This is a genomic window from Metabacillus kandeliae (assembly GCF_021166585.1).
In the GTDB taxonomy this organism is placed as follows: domain Bacteria; phylum Bacillota; class Bacilli; order Bacillales; family Bacillaceae; genus Metabacillus_B; species Metabacillus_B kandeliae.
In genome coordinates, this window is record NZ_JAJOZE010000001.1 from 121881 (window position 1) to 145480 (window position 23600).

Genomic DNA, 23600 nt, shown 5'->3' on the forward strand with positions numbered 1-23600 from the left:
TGTAAAATTGAAAGAGAAGCGGAAAAATACATAAAAATAAAAAATGGGGTATGAACATGAATCAGGAAACATTGAACCTCTTCAAGACACTCACCGAGCTGCCGGGAGCACCTGGGAACGAGCATGGAGTAAGAAGGTTTATGCGCGGAGAGCTTGAGAAATACTCAGATGAAATTGTCCAGGACGGGCTTGGGGGCGTTTTTGGAATCAGAAAAGGCGATGGACCGGTTATTATGGCTGCCGGCCACATGGATGAAGTCGGATTCATGGTCACAAATATTACGGAAAATGGGATGATTCGTTTTCAGACACTTGGCGGCTGGTGGAGTCAGGTGCTGCTTGCCCAGAGAGTGAATATCTATACGGCTGAAGGGCCGGTTACAGGTGTGATCGGATCTACTCCGCCGCATCTTTTAACAGAACAGCAGAGAAGCAAGCCGATGGAAATCAAGCATATGCAGATTGATATTGGAGCAGATGATAAAGAGGATGCCATCAAAATTGGAATCCGTCCAGGCCAGCAAATCCTTCCGATTTGTCCTTTTACACCGATGGCCAATGAAAAAAAGATTCTGGCAAAGGCTTGGGATAACCGCTATGGATGCGGGCTTGCCATCGAATTGCTGAAGGACCTGAAGGATGAAAAACTTCCAAATACCCTTTATTCAGGTGCGACGGTGCAGGAGGAAGTAGGATTAAGAGGAGCTCAGGCCGCCGCCAACATGATTAATCCGGATCTTTTCTTTGCGCTTGATGCGAGTCCTGCCAATGATATGACAGGTGATAAAAAAGAATTCGGCCACCTTGGAAAAGGAGCCCTTCTTCGGATTTTAGACAGATCAATGGTCACCCACAGAGGCATGAGAGAATTTGTTCTCGACATGGCAGAAACTGAAAACATTCCCTATCAGTATTTCGTTTCACAGGGCGGAACTGATGCAGGAAAAGTGCATGTATCAAATAACGGTATCCCATCAGCCGTAATTGGTATCTGTTCAAGATATATCCACACGCACGCATCAATGATTCATGTGGATGATTATGCTGCGGCAAGAGAGCTGCTAGGGAAGCTTGTGAAAGCATGTGATCAGACAACAGTGAATACAATCAGAGAAAATTCATAATATAGCGGGAGAAATCATATCCTGATTTCTCCCTTTTTTTGGAGGGATTCTGATGGAAATTGCAATTGGGACAATGAATCCGGTCAAGATTGCAGCAGTTAAACAAGCATTCTCAAGTTTTCAGGAGGCAGTATTTCTTCCGGCTGCCGTATCGTCAGGAGTTTCTCCGCAGCCGTTTTCTGATGAAGAAACGGTAAAAGGCGCCATCAACCGGGCGAAGAATGCTCTGTATCATGCCGGTGCTGATCTTGGAATCGGCCTTGAAGGCGGCATTCATGAAACTGGAGATAGTTTCTTTCTATGCAATTGGGGAGCGCTTGCAGTGAAAAATGGCGAAACCATTGAAGCGGGAGGCGCCAGAATTAAGCTTCCTCAGGAAATCGGTTTAGCTGTAAAAGGCGGAAGAGAGCTCGGCGACGTTATGGACGAGTATACAAAACAGCAAAATGTCCGTCACAAGGAAGGCGCAGTCGGTATATTCACTGCAGGGTTTGTGACCAGAACAGACATGTTTTCGCATATTGCACAGCTTCTCGCAGGGCAATACCTTTACAGGCTGCGGTTGAAAAATTAATCTTTAAGGCTATACTCCGTGCCTTTTGGAAAAAATAAGCGTAAAATCATTTTTTCTGGATACGGAGGGCTTTAGTTGAATCGTTTATCCCGTTGCTTGCTGTTTCTTTTAATGGCTGCTTTTCTGTCAGGCTGCACACTTTCTCAGGAGGACATGACAGAGCAGACGATAAAAAATGTAAAAGAAGTTTTTTCCGAAAAACCGCCTAAGGCTGATCAAAAGGCAGGCAGCTACCGCTTTTATCTGCCTGAAACATACAAAATTGACGCTGTCAGAAAATATAATATCCTGCTGCTTGAAAACAGCCAGAGAACCATTCTTTTTATCAATCAGAATGAAAAGCCATCAAGCACTGTGGCTTATAAAACAATTAAACAGCAGTACAAGCATGCTGTGCTGAACGTTCAAATGAAAGACAAAAACCGTTTCGGCTACGCAGCGGCAGATAAATTAAAAAACAACCGGTATGAAATAACGGTTGGAATCGGCGGAATCAAGCTGACAACTGAAGCTGATGCATCCAAAATACCGGACAGTGCGAAAAAAATGATGATGATTGCAGCTTCCTTGCAGTGGAACCCCTGACCCCTTGAAAGGGGTTTTTTCTATCAGGGGGCTCATGCTTTAGCCCTATCCGTTGACGAATGGGAATCTGGTTATTAATATTAATCTTAATGAGCAAAAGAGGCGGCTGAATAAGCCTTTAGCAAATGATACTTTATGAGGAGGAAATAAAATGGAAAAACTGCAATCGATTGAACAATTTGAGGAACTGAAAAATAACGAAAAAACGGTATTTATGTTTTCAGCTGACTGGTGCCCTGACTGCCGTTTTCTTGATCCGTTCCTTCCTGAAATAGAATCAGAAAACTCTTCTTTCAGCTTTTATTATGTTGATAGAGACAAGTTTATCGATCTTTGCGCTGATCTTAGTGTTTTCGGCATTCCAAGTTTTGTTGCTTATTCAAAGGGCGAAGAAACGGGCCGTTATGTGAATAAAGACCGAAAAACAAAAGAACAAATTCAGGAATTTCTTAACGGCTTAACAGCTTAAGCTTCCCTTTAGAAATAGGAATGAGATTGGAGGCAGAACAGCTTGAAATCAAGAGAAATGGCGGATAAAATTAAAAAGCAGCTTGACGGCAAGCCGTGGACTGCCCATTTTGACCGGGAAAAAGATACGCTCCGTGTAGAAGATGAGGTTTCAAAAAAAGGCGTGACCATTTCGCTTCCAGGCATTATTGCGAAGTGGGAAAATCAAAAGGAGCAGGCTGTCAGCGAAGTTGTTTACTATATTGAAGAAGCATTGACTGCGATGACAGAAGCCCAGGATCTCGGAGGAAAAGAAAAAAAGCTTTTTCCAGTCATCCGTTCAACATCGTTTCCAACTGAGAACAGTGAAGGAACGGCACTGCTTTTCGATGATCATACTGCAGAAACGAGAATTTTCTATGCGCTGGATCTTGGGAATTCCTACCGTCTGATTGACAGGAAAATGATGGAAAGGGAAAACTGGGGTCATGAGAGGATCAGAGAAACAGCTTTATTTAACTTAAGGTCCTTAAAGACTGTTACTAAGAAAGATACGGTAGCAGGAAACACCTTTTACTTTTTGAGGGCAAATGATGGGTATGATGCCAGCAGAATTCTTGATGAATCTGTGGTACAGTCGTTTCATGAGCGGATTTCCGGTACAATGGCTGTGGCGCTCCCTCACCAGGATGTGGTGATTTTTGCAGACATCCAAAATGATACAGGCTATGATGTATTGGCACAGATGGCGATGAGCTTCTTTGCGAGCGGAAGAGTGCCGATTACGGCCTTATCTTTTCTTTACGAGGAAAACAAGTGGGAGCCGATCTTTATTTTAGGAAAAAACAGGCCCAAGGACAGCGGAAAGGACGAAAAATAATGAATGCGTTTTACAATAAAGAAGGTATCGGTGATACACTCTTGCTTTTCATAAAGGACATCCCGGAAGACAGAAGAACTTTTGATAAAAAAGGGGATGCCGTTAAAATTTATGATGCGGAAACAAAGGAAACAGCAGGATACAACCTTTTTAACGCTTCTAAATATGTTCAGACCGGTGCAAAAGGGCAGGTTGAACTGACAGAGGACTTTATTGCAAAAGTTAATGCAGCGTTTAAAGAAAATGGGCTGGACGAAGAAGTGACAGCAGATCTTTCGCCGAAATTTGTCGTTGGATATGTTCAAACAAAAGAAAAGCACCCGAATGCGGACAAGCTGAATGTTTGCCAGGTGGATGTAGGAGAAGGCGTTTTGCAGATCGTATGCGGCGCACCGAACGTTGAAGCAGGACAGAAGGTAGTAGTTGCAAAAATAGGTGCTGTCATGCCGAGCGGCTTGATCATTAAGCCTGCAGAGCTTCGGGGAGCTGCTTCTAGCGGAATGATCTGTTCAGCAAAAGAACTGGATCTTCCGGATGCTCCGGCAGAAAAAGGCATTCTTGTACTTGAAGACAGCTGGGAAACAGGCTCTTCCTTTTTTTAAAGGTTCAGACAAGCCGGCAAAGTCCAAGAATAGAAACCTTAAAATAAACACTCTTGCATTAAGAAACACCCGAAAAATGCCGATTCCTAGCGAAATATATGGTAAGATAAAGGTCACTAGTTAACTTTTGCTAGTGGCTTTTTTCTTAGAATTGCAAACATAGAAATGGAATGCTGCAAAGTATACGCGCTGTTTGCCGTCTAAGCGGCGAAAAACTCATACTTTAAAGCAGCAGGCATGGCTGTCATTTTCATACCGCCTGCATGGAAAGTTCAAAAAGACTTTGTGAGAAAAACAACTAAGAGTTTGAAAGAGTGATGTAATGAGCTGGTTCTCTAAATTTAAAAATTTTTTTGTAACAGAAGTGGACGAAGAAAAAGAAATTGATCTGGACCCGGTGAATGTGCTTGCGGACAAGCAGCCTTCCCGGCCGCGGCCCTCGGAAAATCCGCCTTCCTATAGGGGAAAGCCTTCCGGTGCAGAAGCAAAGATTTCTTATCAGTATCCTTCTGCAAACTTTAGATTTCCCATCATTCCAGATGGAAAAAGCAAAGAGCCGCACAGGCAGAAGCAGCATGTTAAGCATCCTGGTAAAAAAGCTGATAAACCGAAACCGAAGCCAGGTCCAGCTTTTAAAAAAGAAGCGGCTCAAGCAAGGCAGCAGCCGAAAGAAAACTACAGAAGCGTGCCTGATAAGAGGCCGTTTCAGCCAACTGAAATTCCATCTCCTATTTACGGTTTCAGGCCGAGAACAGAAATGGAATCACAGCCGTACCAAGTGAGGGAAAGAAGCAGGCAAAGCAGGGTAGAGGAAGAAGAGATTTTGAGAAAAATCTCCAGTCATTCTCTGCGCCTTGCAAAAGAAAAGGCTTTGAGCAAAAAGGATATCGGTACAGAGAGTCAGGAAGCCAAGCAAGAAAATGTGCGGAGAATGAATGGATCCGGCATGCATGAGACACTGGACTGGCTTCAAAAGGAAAGCACCCGCTCGAAAGAAGGGCGTGAAGCGTCCCGGAACAAGCAGGAGGAAGCAGCTCTTCTTCATGAAGAGACGGAAGAACTTCCTTTAATGGATGAAGCGGAATACAAAGAATCAATTGCAGCAGCAGAGAATCTGCAGCTTGTAGAAGCCAGTGATAAAGATGAAGCAGGCTCCTTTCAGGAAATAACAATGATTGAAGAAGAAAAGGAAGACCTTGCTGAAATCAGCCTGGAGCAGGATCAGCAGGAGGAATTTTCAGAGGAAGAACTGGAAAGAGAAGCACCTGCTGAACATCTGTTTAACTTTGCTGAAGAGAATAATGATGCACCTGTCTATGAGGAACAAAAGATTCCGGAAGAAAATACCGGATTTGAGGAAAGCAGTGAAAGAACACCTTCTCCGGCGCTGAGCCTTGTAACAGAAGAAACACAGGCAGTTCCTGAAAAAAGGGATGACGCTCCAGTAAACGAAGCTTCAGCAGACAGGGAAAGCCTTCCTGCACAAACCGGGGAGCCTGCAGTCCAAACTGCCGGGAAACGTCCTCCCGAAAGACCTGAAAGAAGCCGCTCGCCACAGCCGGGCATTCCGTATAATGTTCTGATGCTCACAAGGGACAAGCCAAAGCAGGCAGACAGAACCCATGAAGGAAGCTATGCTTTTCCATCTATACAGCTCTTGAATGTGCCTCAGGCTGAATTTGTACTTGACAATGAGTGGCTCATGGAACAAAAAGAGCTGCTTCATACAACTCTCAAAAACTTTAATGTTGGCGCATCTGTTGTAAATGTAACGCAGGGTCCTTCTGTTACGAGATTTGAAGTTCATCCGGAGCCAGGCGTAAAAGTGAACAAAATTACGAATCTTTCAGATGATATTAAACTGAGCCTTTCTGCCAGGGATATACGGATCGAAGCTCCGATTCCAGGGAAAAACACCATTGGCATAGAAGTGCCGAATCAGAACAGCAAGATGGTCACACTCCGGGAGATTGCAAGAAGCCCGGAATTCCGAAACAGCCCTTCTCCTTTAACGGTGTCTCTCGGGCTTGATATATCCGGCCAGCCTGTTGTAACAGATTTGAAGAAAATGCCTCATGGCCTGATTGCAGGAGCCACAGGTTCCGGAAAAAGCGTATGCATCAATACAATGCTCGTCAGCCTGCTGTATAAGGCATCACCGCATGAGGTGAAATTGCTGCTGATTGACCCGAAAATGGTAGAGCTTGCTCCATATAACTATATTCCGCATCTTGTCAGCCCTGTTGTAACAGATGTCAAAGCAGCCACTGGCGCTTTAAAATGGGCTGTTGAAGAAATGGAGCGCCGCTATGAGCTGTTTGCCCATGCAGGGGTAAGGGATATCAGCCGCTATAATGAGATGGTAAAAGCCCATGAGCAGGGCGAGCACATGCCGTTCCTTGTTATTGTTATCGATGAGCTGGCCGACCTGATGATGGTGGCGCCGAATGATGTCGAGGAAGCCATCTGCCGCATTGCCCAGAAAGCCCGCGCATGCGGAATTCATCTGATCGTGGCAACACAAAGGCCTTCTGTTGATGTTATTACAGGTCTTATTAAGGCAAACATTCCAACAAGAATTGCGTTCTCAGTATCCTCGCAAATTGACTCGCGCACGATTATTGATGCCAGCGGTGCGGAAAAGCTTCTCGGAAAAGGAGATATGCTTTTCCTTGAAAACGGCAAATCAAAGACTGTGAGAATACAGGGGAACTTTGTCTCAGATGATGAAATCGAGCGGGTTGTCGGCCATGTGAAAAAGCAAATGAAGCCAGAATACCTGTTTCATCAGGAAGAATTCATGAAAAAAAGCTCCCTCCAGTCTGAAGGGGATGAACTGTTCTATGAAGCCTGTGAATTTGTTGTGCAGCACGGCACTGCTTCTGCTTCTGGACTTCAAAGACGGTTTCGGGTAGGGTACAATAGAGCAGCCCGGCTGATCGATCTGATGGAAGAACAGGGAATTATCTCGGAAGCGCGCGGAAGCAAGCCAAGGGATATACTCATATCGGGTGAGGATCTGCTGGAACTCCAGGAAAGCAATGTTTTTTGATGGCTCTTTTGAGAGCCGGGCAAACAGCCCTTTAAAGACATGGTATAATACCTTGGAGTAAAGCAGAAAAAGGGAGCTAGCAGGATGAAGGAAATTGAATTGAAAATGCAAGGAAAAATAAAGCGCCTGAGTAACCAGACGTTTAAATTTGATGAGCGCATCAAAGAAGGATGGTTCTCCGCCGTATACTTTTTAAAAACCCGGGAAATTATCAATGCGAAAATTCCCGATAATACAGTCACTATGCAATTTTTTCAAAAAGAACATGCTGTTCTGTGCGGCACAGATGAAGTTATTGCCCTTGTCAAGACGTTTGCTGACAATCCGGATGGCCTGGAAATTTATTCTTTAAAAGACGGCGATAAAGTCAGACCTTTTGAAACAGTTATGACGATCACTGGTCCATATCAGGATTTCGGCTATCTGGAAGGGGTTATTGACGGCATTCTGTCCAGAAGAACGTCTGTAGCCACGAATGTTTATAATGTAGTAAAAGCTGCAGGTCTTTCAGGTGTTCAAAAGCCTGTTATCTTCATGGGTGACAGAGATGATCATTATACACAGCAGGCAGGAGACGGCTATGCTGCCTATATCGGCGGCTCTCAGGCCCAGGCAACTCATGCAATGAGCGAATGGTGGGGCAAAGAAGGCATGGGAACTATGCCGCATGCCCTGATTCAGATGTTTGACGGAGATATTGTGGCGACAGCGAAGGCTTATTATGAAATCTATCCTGAAGATGACCTGATTGTTCTCGTAGATTACAATAATGATTGCATTACAGATGCCTTGAAAGCAGCAAGAGAATTTGGTTCTGAGCTGAAAGGCGTCAGAGTGGATACATCCCGAACGATGATTGACCAATATTTTGTCAGGCATCCGGAGGTTCTCGGCACTTTTGATCCCCGCGGGGTCAACGCCCAGCTGATCTTCGCATTGAGGGAAGCCTTGGATAACGAAGGCTTTCAGCATGTGAAGATCGTTGTCAGCGGAGGATTTAATGAACAGCGCATCCACGAATTTGAAGAGCAGAATGTTCCTGTGGATATATACGGAGTAGGGAGCAGCCTTCTGAAAATTAAAATTGGATTTACCGGTGATAATGTCATGCTGAACGGCAAGCTGCAAGCGAAAGCAGGACGCAAGTACAGACCGAATCCAAGGCTTGAAAAAGCATCAGACTAAAGAATTGAGTTTGTTTCCTTGCGCATCATCGGGTACAATATTTTTTATGCGCTGTCCTATTGTCCGGCTTTAGGACAGCGAATTTATGGAAAAACTGAAAAAGCAGCCTGCTGATCTATTGAAAGAAAATGCAAAGTGGAATGAGTCTTCATCATACATAGCATTGGCTTCGTGGACAGGAACAGAGTTGCAAATCTAGATGAACGTCATATACTGTCAATCAGATAGACGTTGTTGGAGGTTCTGCTTATGACTGTTTATCATTTTGTTGGAATAAAGGGAACTGGAATGAGCGCACTGGCTCAGATTTTATTTGATATGGGGCATAAAGTGCAGGGTTCCGATATAGACAAGACAATTTTTACCCAAAAAGCATTAGAAGAAAAAGGGATCAAAATCTTCTCTTTTAATAAGGATAATATGACTGATGGCCTGACTGTCATCGCTGGAAATGCCTATCCGGATACACATGAAGAAATCGCGGAAGCCCTTCGTCTTGAACTGCCTGTTATCCGCTACCATCATTTTCTTGGACAATTGATGGAGCAGTTTATAAGTGTCGGCATTACAGGTGTACACGGCAAAACATCTACTACAGGTCTCCTTGCACATGTTATGCAGGGGGCACAGCCGACATCCTTCCTGATAGGAGACGGAACAGGCAAGGGAATTCCGGACAGCAAGTACTTCGCGTTTGAAGCCTGCGAGTACAGAAGGCATTTTCTGTCTTATCATCCGGACTATGCCATCATGACAAACATCGATTTTGATCATCCTGATTACTTCAGCAGCATCAATGATGTTTTCGATGCGTTTCAGCAAATGGCTCTTCAGGTTAAAAAAGGAATTATCGCCTGCGGTGATGATGAGCATCTGCAGCATATCCAGGCAAAGGTTCCAGTCGTATACTACGGATTTGGCGAGCAAAATGATTTTCAGGCAAGAAATATCATAAAAGCAACAGACGGCACAAGCTTTGACGTATATGTGCGCAATACGCTTTATTCTTCCTTTAAGATTCCAACCTATGGCGATCACAGCATCCTGAACGCCCTCTCTGTTATTGCCATCTGCCATTACGAGGAAATCGATGCTGCTATCATACAAGAAAGACTTCAAACATTCGGCGGGGTAAAGCGCCGGTTTAATGAAAAATCTGCCGGCAGCCAAGTGCTGATTGATGATTACGCACACCATCCAACAGAAATTACAGCGACCATCGATGCAGCCAGACAAAAATACCCAGACCGCGAAATTGTTGCAGTCTTTCAGCCGCACACCTTTACAAGAACCCAATCGTTCCTGTCTGAGTTCGCCGATAGTCTGAACAGAGCAGACTTCGTCTACCTTTGCGACATTTTCGGCTCAGCCCGTGAAAACGCAGGCAAACTCTCAATCAACGACCTGCAGGAAAAAATCGAACGCTCAGAAAGAATTGACGAAAACGACACAAGCATCCTAAGAAAACACCAAAACGCCGTCCTCGTCTTCATGGGAGCCGGAGACATCCAAAAATACCAAAAGGCTTATGAAAAGGTCTTGGCATAAAGAAAAGCGGAGCCGACTGTTCAGCCCCGACAAGCGCTGGAGCAAAAATCCGAAAAGTCCGGTTTTGACTTTTTGGATTTTTGTGAAGTGACTCGAGGGGCTAGGAGGCGGAGCTGGACAAATTAAAAGCGGAGGCCGCTCGTTCAGCCCCGACAAGCACTGGAGGAAAAATCCCGAAAGTCTGGTCTTGGACTTTTGGGATTTTTCCGAAGTGACTCGAGGGGCTAGCGGCCGGAGCTGGATAGAGAGAAAAGCGGAAGCGGCTCGTTCAGCCCCGACAAGCGCTGGAGGAAAAATCCTAAAAGTCTGGTTTTAGACTTTTAGGATTTTTTCGAAGCGACTCGAGGGGCTAGCCGCTGGAGCTGGACAAAGTAGAAAAGCGGAGCCGACTGTTCAGCCCCGACAAGCGCTGGAGGAAAAATCCTAAAAGTCTGGTTTTGGACTTTTGGGATTTTTTCGAAGTGACTCGAGGGGCTAGCGGCCGGAGCTGGATAGAAAGAAAAGCGGAAGCGGCTCGTTCAGCCCCGACAAGCGCTGGAGGAAAATCCCGAAAAGTCCGGTTTTGACTTTTTGGGATTTTCCGAAGCGACTCGAGGGGCTAGCGGCCGGAGCTGGATATAAAGAAAAGCGGAGGCCGCTCGTTCAGCCCCGACAAGCGCCAGAGCTGTAAAAAGTTTTAGTCAGCCTAATACCTGGCCAAGCAGAAAAAGGCGTCCTATACAAACCAAAACCCCTAGAGAGCACAGCCTCTGAGGGGTTTTCTTTTCTTACTTAAGATTTTCAGGGTTTAGCCCTTCCAATTCTGGAATAACAAAGCGGCCGTCTTTTCTGATGAGAACATCGTCAAAATAGATTTCGCCGCCTCCGTATTCAGGACGCTGAATCATAACCATGTCCCAATGGATGTTGGAGTGATTGCCGTTAAAGGCATCATCATAGCATTGGCCAGGTGTAAAGTGGAAGCTGCCGTCAATTTTTTCATCAAACAAAATGTCCTGCATCGGATGCAGAATATAAGGGTTTACCCCAATGGCAAATTCGCCGACGTATCTTGCGCCTTCGTCAGTATCAAAAATTTTATTGATGCGCTCTGTATCATTTGATTTTGCGTCAACAATCTTTCCGTCTTTGAAGGTTAGGACAACATTTTCAAATGTAAACCCTTGGTAAGGAGAAGGCGTATTATAAGAAATGGTTCCGTTTACGGAATCCTTAACAGGAGCAGAGTATACCTCTCCGTCTGGGATATTCAGATGGCCAGCGCATTTAATTGCCGGAATATCTTTGATTGAAAAAGTTAAATCTGTTCCAGGGCCTGTAAGGCGCACTTTGTCCGTAGCATTCATTAAATCCTGCAATGCGTTCATAGCCTGGTCCATTTTTCCATAATCCAGATTGCACACATTGAAATAGAAATCTTCAAACGCTTCCGTGCTCATTTTTGCGAGCTGTGCCATTGAGGAAGTTGGATATCTGAGCACAACCCATTTAGTTTTTGGAACCCTTATTTCAGAGTGGACTCTTTTTCCAATTGTGCTGCCGCTGATTTTCAGCTTTTCAGCAGGAACGTCTGCCTGTTCACTAATGTTGCTGCCTGCACGAAGGCCGATGTAGGCGTCCATTTTGCTCATAACATTTGCTTCAAAGTCAGCCATCATGCTGTATTGCTCTTCATTTGCTCCCATCAGCAGCGCACGGTCTACCTGATGGTCTTTTAATGAAACAAAAGGGTATGCTCCTGCTGCATAAGCCTCTTTCACAAGAGCTGTGACAAGCTCGCGCTGAAGGCCGAAATTTTCGATCAAAACTTTTTCGCCCTTTTGCAGGTTCAATGAATAGTTGATTAAATTTTTTGCCAGTTTTTCAATACGCAGATCTTTCATAAAAAATCCCCCAGTTCCTTCTATATGTACAACTTCTATTTTACTCCTAATTTAGAAATTTCGGAATTATTTTGTCCAAACAATAAGGTTCTTCCAAATTGGAAGAACCACATTTTACGCAAATAGAAATTTTAGAATACAGCAGGAAACTTATCTTTCTCGTAAATGCTGCTGAAAATCCGGTAATGAAAAATAAACTGGTCAAAGAGGGTTTGTTCACTGAATTGATAGTGTGCCAAAAAGCTTTCTACAAGCTCTGGATCTGCATCATCAAGAGTGCCTGACAGCCAAAGTGGATAACGGATTTTAGAATAAAGCCCATATTGTCCGCTAAAATCAAACAGATCCTCCATTTGCTGATCTGTCATGAAAGGAACCAGCTCCTTAAAAAGAATTTAACGAGGTCAGTTTATTCGGGAGAATGTATGCCCGACTTGGCCAAAGGACTACTTGCCGAGCCTTTTCGAACAAGCAAAAACAGGCAGGGGCAAAGCAACCAATTTAATCACCGTGAAAGCAGGCTGATTCTATACTATACCGAGAAGGCATTTGGTGCGAATGCTAGATAGATGTACAGGTGTTTATAAAAACACCTGCAATTATTTAAAAGTAAGGAGCTGCCAGGATGAGCAACGAAACAACCGAAGATTTTTATACCTTGCTGAAAAAAATAGGATTTCAGCTGGAAGGGCAAATGAATCAATTTATTCAGGACAGCCTCAATAAGGAGGATGTCATTAAGATTGCAAACGCAGGAGGAATTGTGTTAGCAAGATTGCTTGAAGGTCTCCAGGAGTTTATTGAAGAAATGTCTATTCCTTTGAACTTTCCTACAAAAAATGATGTAGCCCGTATAGGAAAGCTTGTCATTCAGTCAGAGGATAAGCTGGATTTAATTGAAGAAGAGCTTTTTGAAATTTTATCCATTCTTAAAGGAAATCCTGTCGCAGAAGGAATCAGCAAAGCTGTCGGCAGCAGAAGAAATAAAATGTTCAGCAATGCTGAAAACAAACAGCAGCAGGAGCGGTCTGATTTGAGAAACCAGCTGCTTGCATCAGCCAATAGCCTTGGCGGAGGAAATGCTGACGATCCAATGTACGGCATGCTTATCGGAAAAATTCTGGAAAAGCGCGGGATGTAAGAATGACTTCTGAAAAAAAGACTGCTGAGTACAGCGTGGAGAAAGAGCTGCTGCGCTGGGGCAATTTCTTTACGGCATGGACAAAGCCCGAGCCTGAAGTTAATCAAACACCGAGAGAAGCGATTTGGAGAAAAAACAAGGCAACCGTCTGGTATTATAAAGCACCTGTAAAAAAATACGATGTACCTTTATTTCTCGTCTATTCTCTTGTAAATCAGCCATTTATACTGGATTTGGCAGAAGGAAACAGCATGATTGAAGCCTATATTCAAAATGGCTTTGATGTATACCTTCTTGATTGCGGCAAGCCTGGTTATGAAGACAAGGAAATGACAGCAGATGACTTCATTACAGAATACATCCAAAGAGGGGTTCAAAGGGCGCTTCGGCATTCAGGGGCTGAAGATATCACAGTGGTTGGCTATTGCCTCGGGGGAACGATTGCTGCCATGTATGCAGCCATTGCGGAAGAGCCGATTCGGAATCTGGTTCTGACTGTTTCACCGATTGACTTTAAAACCGTTCCTTTTTTTGATCAATGGGCTAACGTGCTGAGAAGAGGAGAAGTTTCTTTTGACGAGCTGTTCGATGCGATTGGGCTTCTGCCGGCAAGATCCATTAAAGCAGGCATGAGAATGGTCACAAATCCCATTTACTACTCCCCTTACCTGTCCCTGCTGAATAAAGCGTACAGCGAAGAATATATTCAAAAGTGGAAAAGAATTAATAAATGGACAAACGGCCATATTCCTTTTACAGCCGCCTGTATGAAGCAGCTGATGAACGACCTCGGCAAGTACAACAAGCTCGCAGACGGAGGACTGATCATCGCCGGCAAAAAGGCGGAGCTTAGCAATATTACAGCAAATCTGCTGGTTGTTTCGACAGATCTGGACCGGCTTGTATTAAAAGATCAGAATATCAGGGTAGCCGATCTTGTATCAAGCGAAGACAAAACCTTTACTGTTGTAAACGGAGGACATACAACCCTTGCAACAAATGGAGAATTGCCTTCCTTTTTAGCGGATTGGCTGCCTGAGCGTTCAAAACCGCTTGAAAACGGCCATGCGGCTGGCGACACAGAGTAATGAATACTGTCATTTTGTGCAGAAAATGCACCATCTATCTGCTTAAAACCCCTGTATAGCCGTACAGGGGTTTTTTACGGGGGTTATCTCCGTAAAAAAAATGACAAAAAATTTATCTTCTGGAAAGGGATTTTTTCCTGATTGTAGAATTGCCTAATAAGAGACAGCCATAAGGTTTATAATGTTTAGTGGAGGGTAAAAAACAATTAAATTATAGAGGAGGTGCCCTTAGTGGAATTAATTTTATACTTAAGTATTGCTGTAATTGCGATCGCATTTGCCGTACTAGTTGTTTTCCTTGTAAAAACACTGAAATCTCTTAACACAACGCTTGATAATGTTGCCGGTACTCTTGATGGTCTTGAAGGCCAGATGCAGGGTATAACAACAGAAACGACTGAACTCCTACATAAAACGAATGCACTTGCAGATGATATTCAGAACAAATCAGCAAGACTGAATACCGTTGTTCAAGCAGTTCAAGATGTGGGGGCCTCTGTCCAGCAGCTGAACCGCTCCGTAAAAAGCGTTTCAACATCTGTATCTAACGGCATTGAAAGCAACCAGGAGAAAATTTCTGTTGCCATTCAATGGGGAAACACAGCAATGGAGCTATGGGATAAGTGGAAAAAAAGAAAAGGCAGCAAAACGGAAGCTTCCGCCTCAGCATCAGTGAATGCTTCTGTTCCAGTAAAAACGAACACAACAACCCCGCAGCACCGCTGATATTATAAGGGTAAATTAAGGGAGGAATCACAATGGGCAATGAAAGCAATGGAATCAACACGAAAGATTTTATTATCGGCACTCTAGTGGGGAGTGCAGTTGGAGCAGCAGCAGCATTGTTTTTAGCTCCTAAATCAGGCAGAGAACTGAGAGGGGATCTTGGTACACAGGCAAGCTCTGTTGCTGAGAGAACAAACAAGATGACGAGCAGCGCACTCGAAAAAAGCGGGCAATGGGCGAGTCTTGCAAAGGATAAAACATCTACCCTTACTCAAAATGTAACTGAGCAGTCCACTAAAGTAATGGATAAAGTCCGCAGCATTGCAGGCCAGAACAAAGAAACAGATTCCTCCATCAATGATGAAGTTTCAGCTGTAGATGAACTGGCAGAGGAAGCTAAAAGCTCTGAAAATACTGGCTTGAATGCACAGGAAAATGTCTTGGAAAGCCAATCTTCCTTAAGTGAGGGCGCGCCTGAAGGCGATGCTAATGCTGACAGCAAGGTTACAGCAAGGAAGAATGCAGAGGCAGTCAGTGATGGCAGCTCAGCAAAAAGTGAAGAAAACAACGAAGAAAATAACGATAAAAAAGAAGCAGTCGGCAAATCTGGATCATCTAACACGAGCCTGTAAGAACATAAACCTATTTATAACCAGAATCGGCAGGCTGCTGCCGATTCTTTTTAATCTTTCATACTAAGGAGTGTAGAGCATGTCAGCTGCCAATATCCATACAACAGAGGAATTCGAAAAAATTGTGAATGAGAACCCAAGGTTTCTTTTAATTAAAAACAGCTTAACGTGCCCGATCAGCAAAGCGGCATTTAACGAATATGAAGCCTTTACACGCGATAATCAAGATGTGCAGACCTATTACCTGCATGTACAGGAGTCGAGGGAGCTATCCAATTATATAGCGGAAAAGTTCGGGGTTAAGCATGAAACTCCGCAAGCTCTTTTGTTCGATCAGAAAAGTGTAGTGTGGAATGCTTCTCATTGGAAAATCACAAAGGATTCTTTAAAAAGCGCTATTCAGTCATAAAAGGAAAAAGCAGCGGCATATCCGCTGCTTTTTCTCTGCTGTAAGACTTGTCAGTTAAAAGTTAAAACCAATTGATCACCGCTGTTCAAAGGATCAGCGAAGCCTGCCGGCTGGCCATTTTTCAAGAGTGTAAAGGAGGTACCCGAAGCTCTGCTGATGCTGCTGTCAGCGTAAACAAACACATCCTGAAAAATAAAGTCTGTTACCTCTTTGCTTTGATAGCTTAAATGGTCACCCAGCTGGATTGTTTGTTCTGGTCTAAGCTGAATGTCATCTCTGTAAACAGCTGCTGCCTGTTTTTCCAAAGCAGCTTCTGTTCCATTAAAATAAACATCCATCCTTTTGACCAGCTCTAATCCTAAAGCATCTGCAAGCTCATGAAGGCGCGGGGCTTTATAGGGAACAACATCAATAGAGTCTCCAGGGGAGATTTTGCTGCTTTTTAAAGCTGGAAGACCGTTTTTCAGCAGCCTTCCAGAAAATTCAGCTGCTTCATGCTCTTTTTCATTAACAGTGACGATAAAAGGCTGAACACGCTCCATCATTTCTTCTTTTTGCAGCCATTCAACAAGCTCCGCCATTGTTTCAGGATAGCGGAAGGAAAGCCTGTCTCTGTCCTGAAGGCGTTCGGAAGGAACGGCAGGGGCTCCGTTTACAAGAATTTCAGGAAGGATCATTTCTTCTTTGCCGTTTACATGGTAGATTCTGCTTATCTCAGCATCCAGCAAATCTTTAATATAAACCTCTGGGCTTGAGCCGTCGTGCCCCTGTTCTACTGTTAACCTGTCACCGTGTGCCAGCTCCTCTTCAAGTCCTGCTGGCTGGCCATTTTTATAGAGTGCAGGCGGTTCGCCATGCTTGCCCGGAATCGAAATTCGCTGTCCGTTCACTTCCACAATAGCTGCCAGTCCAGGTTTTCCGTACATTTTGCTGAAAGGAATGCCGGCAGAGAGGAGACAGTCGGCAACAGTCAGTTTTTTCATTTGAAACATCCTGACAAGTCTGTCGTTCACAAATGCATGTATGTACTGAATCGGACTTTGTCTTGATGCAATGGCTATACCGATTGGTGTTACTAATTCCGGCCCTGCAGCGAGCAGCTCTTTTTTCTGCAGTTTTGCAATCGCATCAAGTCCTCTGATCGCCACCCTGTTTTCTGGAAGCCCGAGAAGCTCTGCCAGAATCTTTGGGAGTTCAGGTGTCAAGCTTCCTCCGCCAATCAGCATGACGGCCTTTGGAGAATGATGGCTGTTTAAAAGGAAAATCTCCTCTTTTATTGCCTCTGCAAGCTTTTTAATGGAAGGCAGTATCCTCTCAACAGCTTCTTCCTTTGAAAGCTGTTCTTCAAAGCCTAGAATGTCGGTCACCGTAATATGAGATTCTGTCTGAAGCTCCCGTTTCGCTTTTTCCGCGAGCGGAAAGTCCAGCAAAAATTCATCTGACACCGCTTCTGTAATCTCATCCCCGGCAATAGGGACCATTCCGAAAGCCGTGATGGTTCCTGAATCTGTAATAGCGATATCAGAGGTGCCAGCTCCTATGTCAACAAGAGCCACATTCAGCCTTCTCATAGAAGGAGGGATAAGCACGCTGATCGCGGCAATCGGCTCAAGCGTAAGCGCCTCCATTTCGAGATCAGCTCTTGCCAGAGCAGCGAGAAGGGACTCTACAACCACTTTCGGAAGAAACGTGGCAATGATTTCAACAGACGCTTTATCTCCCTGCTGATCGATGAGGCTGCCGATGTCCTGGCCATCCAGCTGATAGCAGACAACAGAGTATCCGACACAGTCATATCTGTTCAGCATGTCTTCTTTTTGAGATGAGGCAAGCTGGTTCTGGGCATTTTGAACAGCCATCAGCTCCATATGCAGCACATCTTCTTTTTGAAAAATCGGCTTTCCTTTAATATCCATTTCAAGGACAGCTCTTTCTGTTTTGAGAGCTCTGCCCGCTGCTGCCACACAAACTTTCTTAAGTGTGCCATAGGATGCTTCCAGCTTTTCCTTAATTGATTTGATCACTTTTGCTACTTCTAAAACATCATGTATTTGTCCATCAAGCATTGCTCTTTCTGAATGCTCTTCAACAATCATATCCAAAACTTCGTAGCCTTCTGCCTGCTCCCTCAGCATCAAGCCCACTACCGTTCTCGTTCCTATATCAAGTGCAAATGTAATTTGCTCACCTTCCAAATGAATACACCTTCTTTATGTATGATACCCTCATGAACTCTGTTCTCTTAATGCTTCTTAAAACAAGAGCTTTGCTAAAAAAAATGTAACACAATTGCATGGCTTAATAAATGAAAATATAAGGAGCCGCGTGCTCAGTTGTTTAAAGAACGCCGCTATTTTTTGCTTTGGCCAGACACATAGGGACAAAATAACGCATATTTTACTTTATCGCTTAAAAGCGTTTAAATATTAAAGAATTTTTTCGTGACTTTCTCTATAAGTTTGTTATAATAATCACTAATTAGAAAAAACACTAAGGCTGCAGCTGATCGGGCACTAAGTTTTTAGCCGGAAATGATACACGGCAGCTTTCAAAAATATTTTACTGGAAAGGATGTAGATGATGAGCCAGACAGAATTAGATCTTCTCAGGGAAAAAGTAGATAAAATCAACCTTCAGATTTTAGAGATGATTAATGAGCGGGGAAGAATTGTACAGGAAATTGGAAAAGCGAAGGAAAATCAAGGTGTTTACCGTTTTGATCCGGTACGCGAGCGGAAAATGCTTGATGTGATCAATGAAGCCAACAATGGACCTTTCGAACAATCGACTATACAGCATATTTTCAAAGAAATTTTCAAGGCAGGCCTCGAGCTCCAGGAGGATGACCACAGCAAAGCGCTTCTTGTATCAAGGAAAAAGAAACCGGAAGATACGGTTGTTAATGTAAAAGGTGAGCTGATAGGAAACGGCACGCAAGCCTTTATCGTAGGACCCTGTGCAGTGGAAAGCTACGAACAGACTGCAAAGGTAGCGGAAGCTGCGAAAAAACAAGGAATCCGCCTGCTTCGCGGAGGTGCTTTTAAGCCAAGAACAAGCCCATACGATTTCCAGGGACTTGGGCTGGAAGGTTTAAAAATTCTAAAACAAGTGGCAGATGAATACGATATGGCTGTAATCAGCGAGATTGTCAATCCTGCTGACATTGAGACAGCTGTACAGTACATCGATGTTATTCAAATCGGCGCGCGCAACATGCAGAACTTTGAATTGCTGAAAGCAGCAGGGGCTGTGAAAAAACCAGTTCTTCTCAAAAGAGGCCTTGCTGCAACACTGCAGGAGTTCATGAATGCGGCTGAATATGTCATTTCTCAGGGAAATGATCAAATCATCCTATGCGAGCGAGGAATCAGAACGTATGAAAAAGCAACACGAAATACGCTTGATATTTCTGCTGTGCCAATTCTGAAGCAGGAAACGCATTTGCCTGTTTTTGTTGATGTGACTCATTCCACAGGCCGCCGCGATCTTTTGCTGCCGACAGCAAAAGCAGCGCTTGCGATTGGAGCAGACGGCGTAATGGCAGAGGTTCATCCAGACCCGGCTGTTGCTCTGTCTGACTCTGCACAGCAAATGAATATCGATCAATTCAACGAATGGATCGATGCGCTTCGTCCGCTGGCTGCACTTAAAGCATAATCTGCAGCAGAATACGACTCGTTTTCTGCACAAAAAGAAGCTGTCCCAGGGGCAGCTTCTTTTTTAGCGGTTAGAGCAGTATCATATGTAAAAACATCCAATTCATCTTTATTTTCATAAAATGAACACCTGAAATGAGCATTTGAACCGCTTACATGGACATTTTGTGAAAATCCTATGAAAAACCTGCGCTAATTAAGGGGTTATCCGTTGCGGACGCTTTCATTGTATCGTATGATATTCTACATAAAGCCCGAATTTTAGACATTATATGAAGCAAACCAGTGCATGATACTAATACATATAGGCTGTTTCTTTAAAAATGCCGCTTTCATCCTGTACCTGCAGATTTTAATGGCAAAGGACTGCAGCCGTATAATCGATTGCAAAACAGCAAAGTTTAAGACAAAGAGCCTACATATATAAGAAAGCATTGCAGCAAAGTTAGTTTAAAGGAGTGTTATGAATGAGTACAATTACAATATACGATGTTGCAAGAGAAGCAAACGTATCAATGGCAACCGTATCGCGTGTAGTGAACGGAAATCCTAACGTAAAACCAACAACACGCAAAAAGGTTTTAGAAGCAATCGAGCGTCTTGGATACCGGCCGAATGCGGTGGCAAGAGGGCTTGCCAGCAAAAAGACGACAACTGTCGGCGTGATTATCCCTGACATTTCCAGCACTTTTTATGCAGAGCTGGCAAGGGGTATTGAAGATATTGCAACAATGTACAAATACAACATTATTTTAAGCAATTCAGATCAAAACCAGGATAAAGAGCTTCACTTGCTGAACACAATGCTTGGCAAGCAGGTTGACGGGCTGCTCTTTATGAGCGGAAATATTACGAAAGCGCATGTTGAGGAATTTAAGCGCTCTCCTGTGCCGATTGTGCTTGCTGCGTCAATTGATATGGAAGAAGAAACAGCATCTGTCAGCATCAACTATGAAATGGCTACATATGATGCCGTTACAATGCTGGCTGAAAAAGGCCATCGCCGCATTGCCTATGTAAGCGGACCTCTTGAGGAGCCGATTAACAAGTTCAAAAAGATGGAAGGCTACAGGCGTGCGCTGAAAGAAGCAGGCATTGAATATGATGAATCATACGTATTTGAAGGTGATTATACGTATGACTCAGGGATTGAAGGGTTTGAAAAACTGGAGCAGCTTTCTGAAAAGCCGACAGCCATTTTTGTCGGAACAGATGAAATGGCACTTGGTGTTATTCATGCTGCACAGGATAAAGGCTATCACATCCCGCAGGACTTTGAAGTCATCGGATTTGATAATACCCGCCTTGCCACAATGGTGCGCCCGCTATTAACAACTGTAGTACAGCCGACATATGATATCGGGGCTGTTGCCATGCGCCTATTAACAAAGTTAATGAACAAGGATAAAGTAGAAGATCTTACGGTTGAATTGCCGCATCGCATTGAAGTAAGGCAGTCAACGAAATAATAAATGCAGAAGAACAGGCGAGCCCTTGAAGGCTCGCCTGTTTTCTTTTTATTCAGCTGTTTCGGCTTTTTGGCGCATTCTGTGTGATAAACTGCAAAGCCCGTTCAACGGACTGGCTATTTTTTTCCTCAATCTCAGGCTTTCGCGGAATAGGTTTGTACATATTTTCCGGATCATTGAAGAAACGGGGCAATTCAAGCGGCGCTTTTGGCTGCCATTTTTGAATCCATTCCTCAGGAACTGCATCAGGAACAGGGAGATTCTTCATCGCAAGCCAAATGAGTGACCATGCCCTCGGAACAACTCTCCAAATATCATATCCTCCGCCTCCGACAGCAATCCAGCGGCCGCCGCAATATTGCCGGGCCATTTCGCGTGCAAGCTTTGGAATCTCTTTGTAAATATCAATGCTTGCGGAAAGGTGTGTTAGTGGATCATAGTAATGGGCATCAGCGCCATTTTGTGTAAAGATGACATCAGGCTTAAAATATTCCACAACCTCTTTAAAAGATCTTCTGTAGGCGTTCAGCCATGATTCATCTTCTGTAAAAGCATCAAGCGGAATATTGAATGAATATCCGTAGCCTGTTCCCTGGCCCCGTTCTGTAATATTGCCCGTACCCGGAAACAAATACCGTCCTGTTTCATGGATAGAGAGAGTGCAAATATCAGAATCATCATAAAAAGTCCATTGAACTCCATCGCCGTGATGGGCATCCGTGTCCACATACAGCACTCTTGCCTGGTACTTCTTTTGAATATATTTCAATGCGACAGAGCTGTCATTGTACACGCAGAATCCTGATGCTTTGCCTCTGAAACCGTGGTGAAGACCGCCAGCAAGGTTCAGCGCCTGTTTACCCTTGCCCTGCATCACATAATCTGCTGCTTCAAGTGTTCCGCCAACAAGAACAGCGCTTGCTTCATGCATGCCGCTGAATATCGGCGTATCCTCTGTCCCGATCCCATAGCTGCCTGCTTCCTCTTGTGAAAGGCTGCCTTGTCCAGCCTTTTGAACTGCCTGGATGAACCCTTTATCATGCACAAGGGCAAGCTCCTCATCTGTTGCCTGCCGCGGAGCAATGAAATCCTGATCATTTATTGCCTTCAATGACCGGAGCATATCCAGTGCAAGTTCAACCCTCATTTGATTGAAGGGATGCTCCTTGCTGAATTTATATTTCTGAAAAAGCGGTGAATAAACAAAAGCGCTCTCAGTCATGTAGAAAGCCCCGGTACGTTTGGCCATAATACCGTATACCCTTCCTTCACCAAATCAGAAATCACTAATGAAGGATTCATCGTCTGAACCCTGAATACAAGGATTTTAGATTTTTGATCCTGATCAGGATAGACAAGAACACTGGAAATATTCACATTTCGTTTTTGGAAAACGCCTGAAACTTCTGAAAGTTTTCCAGACACGTTCGGCACTTTTATTTCAATTTGAGAGCCAGGCTGATCAGCCCCTGTGAGCTGTACAAAAGTATGAAGCAAGTCAGATTCTGTCACCATGCCTACAAGCTTTCCGTATTTTAAAATAGGCAGACAGCTGATCCTGTGCTCAGAAAAAATGGCGGAAACTTCTTCAACAAAATTAAGAGGATGTGCTGTAACAACGTCCGTTTTCATAATGGATTTGAGCGGTTTTTTTAACTCATCCATATGATCCTGCAAATGAAAAATAGACGGGCTTGCATCCTTGAGATCTCTGTCTGAAACTATGCCGGCAAGCAGGCCGTCTTCAGATAAAATCGGAATATGGCGGATGCGCTGTTTTTTGCACAAATCGATTGCATCTAAAAGTGTATGTTCAGGGGAAAGTGTTGCAACGTCTTTCGCCATGATTTGTTCTATGATCACCTTCATTTACCCCCTTGCAAGCAGCGTCTGCTGCCCTGCTATGATCAGTACATAAACCGGTTTTTAAAGCGAAGCCTGTCAAACTGCTGAATGGATTCCCTGTCCACTCGGCTGCCTATCCGCGCCATCAGGCAGTTGGCTGGATGAGAGCTGATTTCCGGTTCATCTGTGGCAAACCATTCAAGTCCGCCGGCATTCATCATTTTCTCCATCACTTTGCGGTATTCCCACACATTAAGGCCTGATCCCTTTAAATCCCAATGCCAGTAGTACTCTGTCGTAATGATAATATAATCGTTCATCGCATCATCCATCATAGAAACCCTGAGCAATGACTTTCCTGCTGAAAACCCTCTAAACTTCGGGATGATCTCAATCGCACCAAGCTCGATTAAATTCTCCATGTTTCCTTCCGACCAGCGCTCAAGCGGGTCAGGGTACAAATATGTAACATATCCTACAATTGTGTCATGATCCCGTGCAATCAAAATTCTTCCTTCCTCAAGATCAGCAATCTCAAGCAGCGCTTTTCGCTGCTGCGCCGGAGGGCGGAAAGCTGTTAAATCATGATGGAATTCATATTCTGCGAGCTTTTTTGAGGCAACAGGACCTTCAATAATTAACGTCGCCCGGGGAGTTTTCAGTTCCATTGCATTATAGGTTTTGTGATGTTCCATTCGGTCACCGCCTTAATCCTAGTAAAACTTATCTATCATTATACTATAATTGTAAAGCG

Annotated in this window: 22 protein-coding genes; 16 read left to right on the forward strand and 6 right to left on the reverse strand. The window is 44.1% G+C overall.

Annotation, left to right across the window (positions count from 1 at the left end; genetic code table 11):
* The first annotated feature begins 56 nt into the window (after positions 1–56).
* The 9 genes from LRR81_RS00640 (at position 57) to murC (ending at position 9997) form a co-directional block, all read left to right on the forward strand.
* Positions 57–1124: a M42 family metallopeptidase gene (locus LRR81_RS00640; protein ID WP_231787367.1), complete on the forward strand. Its 1068-nt coding sequence runs from the start codon at positions 57–59 to the stop codon at positions 1122–1124.
* Between the two features lie 52 nt (positions 1125–1176).
* On the forward strand, positions 1177–1698 hold the full coding sequence (locus tag LRR81_RS00645; RefSeq protein ID WP_231787368.1) for a DUF84 family protein: 522 nt from the start codon (positions 1177–1179) through the stop codon (positions 1696–1698).
* A 75-nt stretch (positions 1699–1773) separates the two neighbouring features.
* Positions 1774–2283: a hypothetical protein gene (locus tag LRR81_RS00650; RefSeq protein ID WP_231787369.1), complete on the forward strand. Its 510-nt coding sequence runs from the start codon at positions 1774–1776 to the stop codon at positions 2281–2283.
* A gap of 151 nt (positions 2284–2434) precedes the next feature.
* A complete protein-coding gene (locus tag LRR81_RS00655; protein WP_231787370.1) occupies positions 2435–2752 on the forward strand; it encodes a thioredoxin family protein in 318 nt (105 codons plus the stop codon).
* A 57-nt stretch (positions 2753–2809) separates the two neighbouring features.
* On the forward strand, positions 2810–3610 hold the full coding sequence (locus LRR81_RS00660) for a DUF1444 domain-containing protein (protein ID WP_231788573.1): 801 nt from the start codon (positions 2810–2812) through the stop codon (positions 3608–3610).
* Entirely contained in the window at positions 3610–4212 is a 603-nt protein-coding gene (gene ytpR / locus LRR81_RS00665) for a YtpR family tRNA-binding protein (RefSeq protein WP_231787371.1), read from the forward strand. Before LRR81_RS00660 ends, ytpR begins: the two co-directional genes overlap by 1 nt.
* Positions 4213–4534: 322 nt before the next feature.
* Positions 4535–7264, forward strand: a complete 2730-nt coding sequence (locus LRR81_RS00670; RefSeq protein WP_231787372.1) for a DNA translocase FtsK — start codon at positions 4535–4537, stop codon at positions 7262–7264.
* An 84-nt stretch (positions 7265–7348) separates the two neighbouring features.
* A complete protein-coding gene (locus LRR81_RS00675) occupies positions 7349–8449 on the forward strand; it encodes a nicotinate phosphoribosyltransferase (RefSeq protein WP_231787373.1) in 1101 nt (366 codons plus the stop codon).
* Positions 8450–8698: 249 nt separating this feature from the next.
* Positions 8699–9997, forward strand: coding sequence for a UDP-N-acetylmuramate--L-alanine ligase (gene murC, locus LRR81_RS00680; protein ID WP_231787374.1), 1299 nt, complete (start codon positions 8699–8701; stop codon positions 9995–9997).
* A gap of 767 nt (positions 9998–10764) precedes the next feature.
* Here murC and LRR81_RS00685 read toward each other — a convergent pair.
* Both LRR81_RS00685 and LRR81_RS00690 read right to left on the reverse strand, forming a co-directional pair.
* Complete coding sequence (locus LRR81_RS00685; protein ID WP_231787375.1) at positions 10765–11880, reverse strand: aminopeptidase; 1116 nt, start codon at positions 11878–11880, stop codon at positions 10765–10767.
* Between the two features lie 131 nt (positions 11881–12011).
* On the reverse strand, positions 12012–12248 hold the full coding sequence (locus tag LRR81_RS00690) for a hypothetical protein (protein WP_231787376.1): 237 nt from the start codon (positions 12246–12248) through the stop codon (positions 12012–12014).
* A gap of 257 nt (positions 12249–12505) precedes the next feature.
* Between LRR81_RS00690 and LRR81_RS00695 the strand changes: the two genes are divergently transcribed.
* From LRR81_RS00695 to ytxJ, 5 genes are all read left to right on the forward strand, one after another.
* Positions 12506–13021, forward strand: a complete 516-nt coding sequence (locus tag LRR81_RS00695) for a hypothetical protein (RefSeq protein WP_231787377.1) — start codon at positions 12506–12508, stop codon at positions 13019–13021.
* 2 nt (positions 13022–13023) lie between these two features.
* Positions 13024–14109, forward strand: a complete 1086-nt coding sequence (locus LRR81_RS00700; protein WP_231787378.1) for an alpha/beta fold hydrolase — start codon at positions 13024–13026, stop codon at positions 14107–14109.
* A 231-nt stretch (positions 14110–14340) separates the two neighbouring features.
* Complete coding sequence (locus LRR81_RS00705) at positions 14341–14835, forward strand: DUF948 domain-containing protein (RefSeq protein ID WP_408631572.1); 495 nt, start codon at positions 14341–14343, stop codon at positions 14833–14835.
* A gap of 32 nt (positions 14836–14867) precedes the next feature.
* Complete coding sequence (locus tag LRR81_RS00710; protein WP_231787379.1) at positions 14868–15467, forward strand: YtxH domain-containing protein; 600 nt, start codon at positions 14868–14870, stop codon at positions 15465–15467.
* Between the two features lie 79 nt (positions 15468–15546).
* Positions 15547–15876, forward strand: a complete 330-nt coding sequence (gene ytxJ, locus LRR81_RS00715) for a bacillithiol system redox-active protein YtxJ (protein ID WP_231787380.1) — start codon at positions 15547–15549, stop codon at positions 15874–15876.
* A gap of 50 nt (positions 15877–15926) precedes the next feature.
* Here the strand turns inward: ytxJ and pilM are convergent, their stop codons facing one another.
* Entirely contained in the window at positions 15927–18071 is a 2145-nt protein-coding gene (gene pilM, locus LRR81_RS00720; protein ID WP_231787381.1) for a pilus assembly protein PilM, read from the reverse strand.
* Positions 18072–18456: 385 nt separating this feature from the next.
* Here pilM and LRR81_RS00725 point away from each other — a divergent pair, with 385 nt between their 5' ends.
* Together LRR81_RS00725 and ccpA are read left to right on the forward strand one after the other, a co-directional pair.
* Positions 18457–19533: a bifunctional 3-deoxy-7-phosphoheptulonate synthase/chorismate mutase gene (locus LRR81_RS00725; RefSeq protein ID WP_231787382.1), complete on the forward strand. Its 1077-nt coding sequence runs from the start codon at positions 18457–18459 to the stop codon at positions 19531–19533.
* A 466-nt stretch (positions 19534–19999) separates the two neighbouring features.
* On the forward strand, positions 20000–21001 hold the full coding sequence (gene ccpA, locus LRR81_RS00730) for a catabolite control protein A (protein ID WP_231787383.1): 1002 nt from the start codon (positions 20000–20002) through the stop codon (positions 20999–21001).
* Positions 21002–21053: 52 nt separating this feature from the next.
* On the opposite strand, the gene LRR81_RS00735 is transcribed toward ccpA, so the two are convergent.
* From LRR81_RS00735 to LRR81_RS00745, 3 genes are read right to left on the reverse strand one after another with little or no spacing between them, the layout of a single operon-like run.
* On the reverse strand, positions 21054–22250 hold the full coding sequence (locus LRR81_RS00735) for an acetoin utilization protein AcuC (RefSeq protein WP_408631573.1): 1197 nt from the start codon (positions 22248–22250) through the stop codon (positions 21054–21056).
* Positions 22220–22864: an acetoin utilization AcuB family protein gene (locus LRR81_RS00740; protein WP_231787385.1), complete on the reverse strand. Its 645-nt coding sequence runs from the start codon at positions 22862–22864 to the stop codon at positions 22220–22222. The genes LRR81_RS00735 and LRR81_RS00740 overlap by 31 nt, the downstream gene beginning before the upstream one ends.
* Before the next feature lie 44 nt (positions 22865–22908).
* Positions 22909–23541: a GNAT family N-acetyltransferase gene (locus tag LRR81_RS00745; protein ID WP_231787386.1), complete on the reverse strand. Its 633-nt coding sequence runs from the start codon at positions 23539–23541 to the stop codon at positions 22909–22911.
* Positions 23542–23600 lie beyond the last annotated feature (59 nt).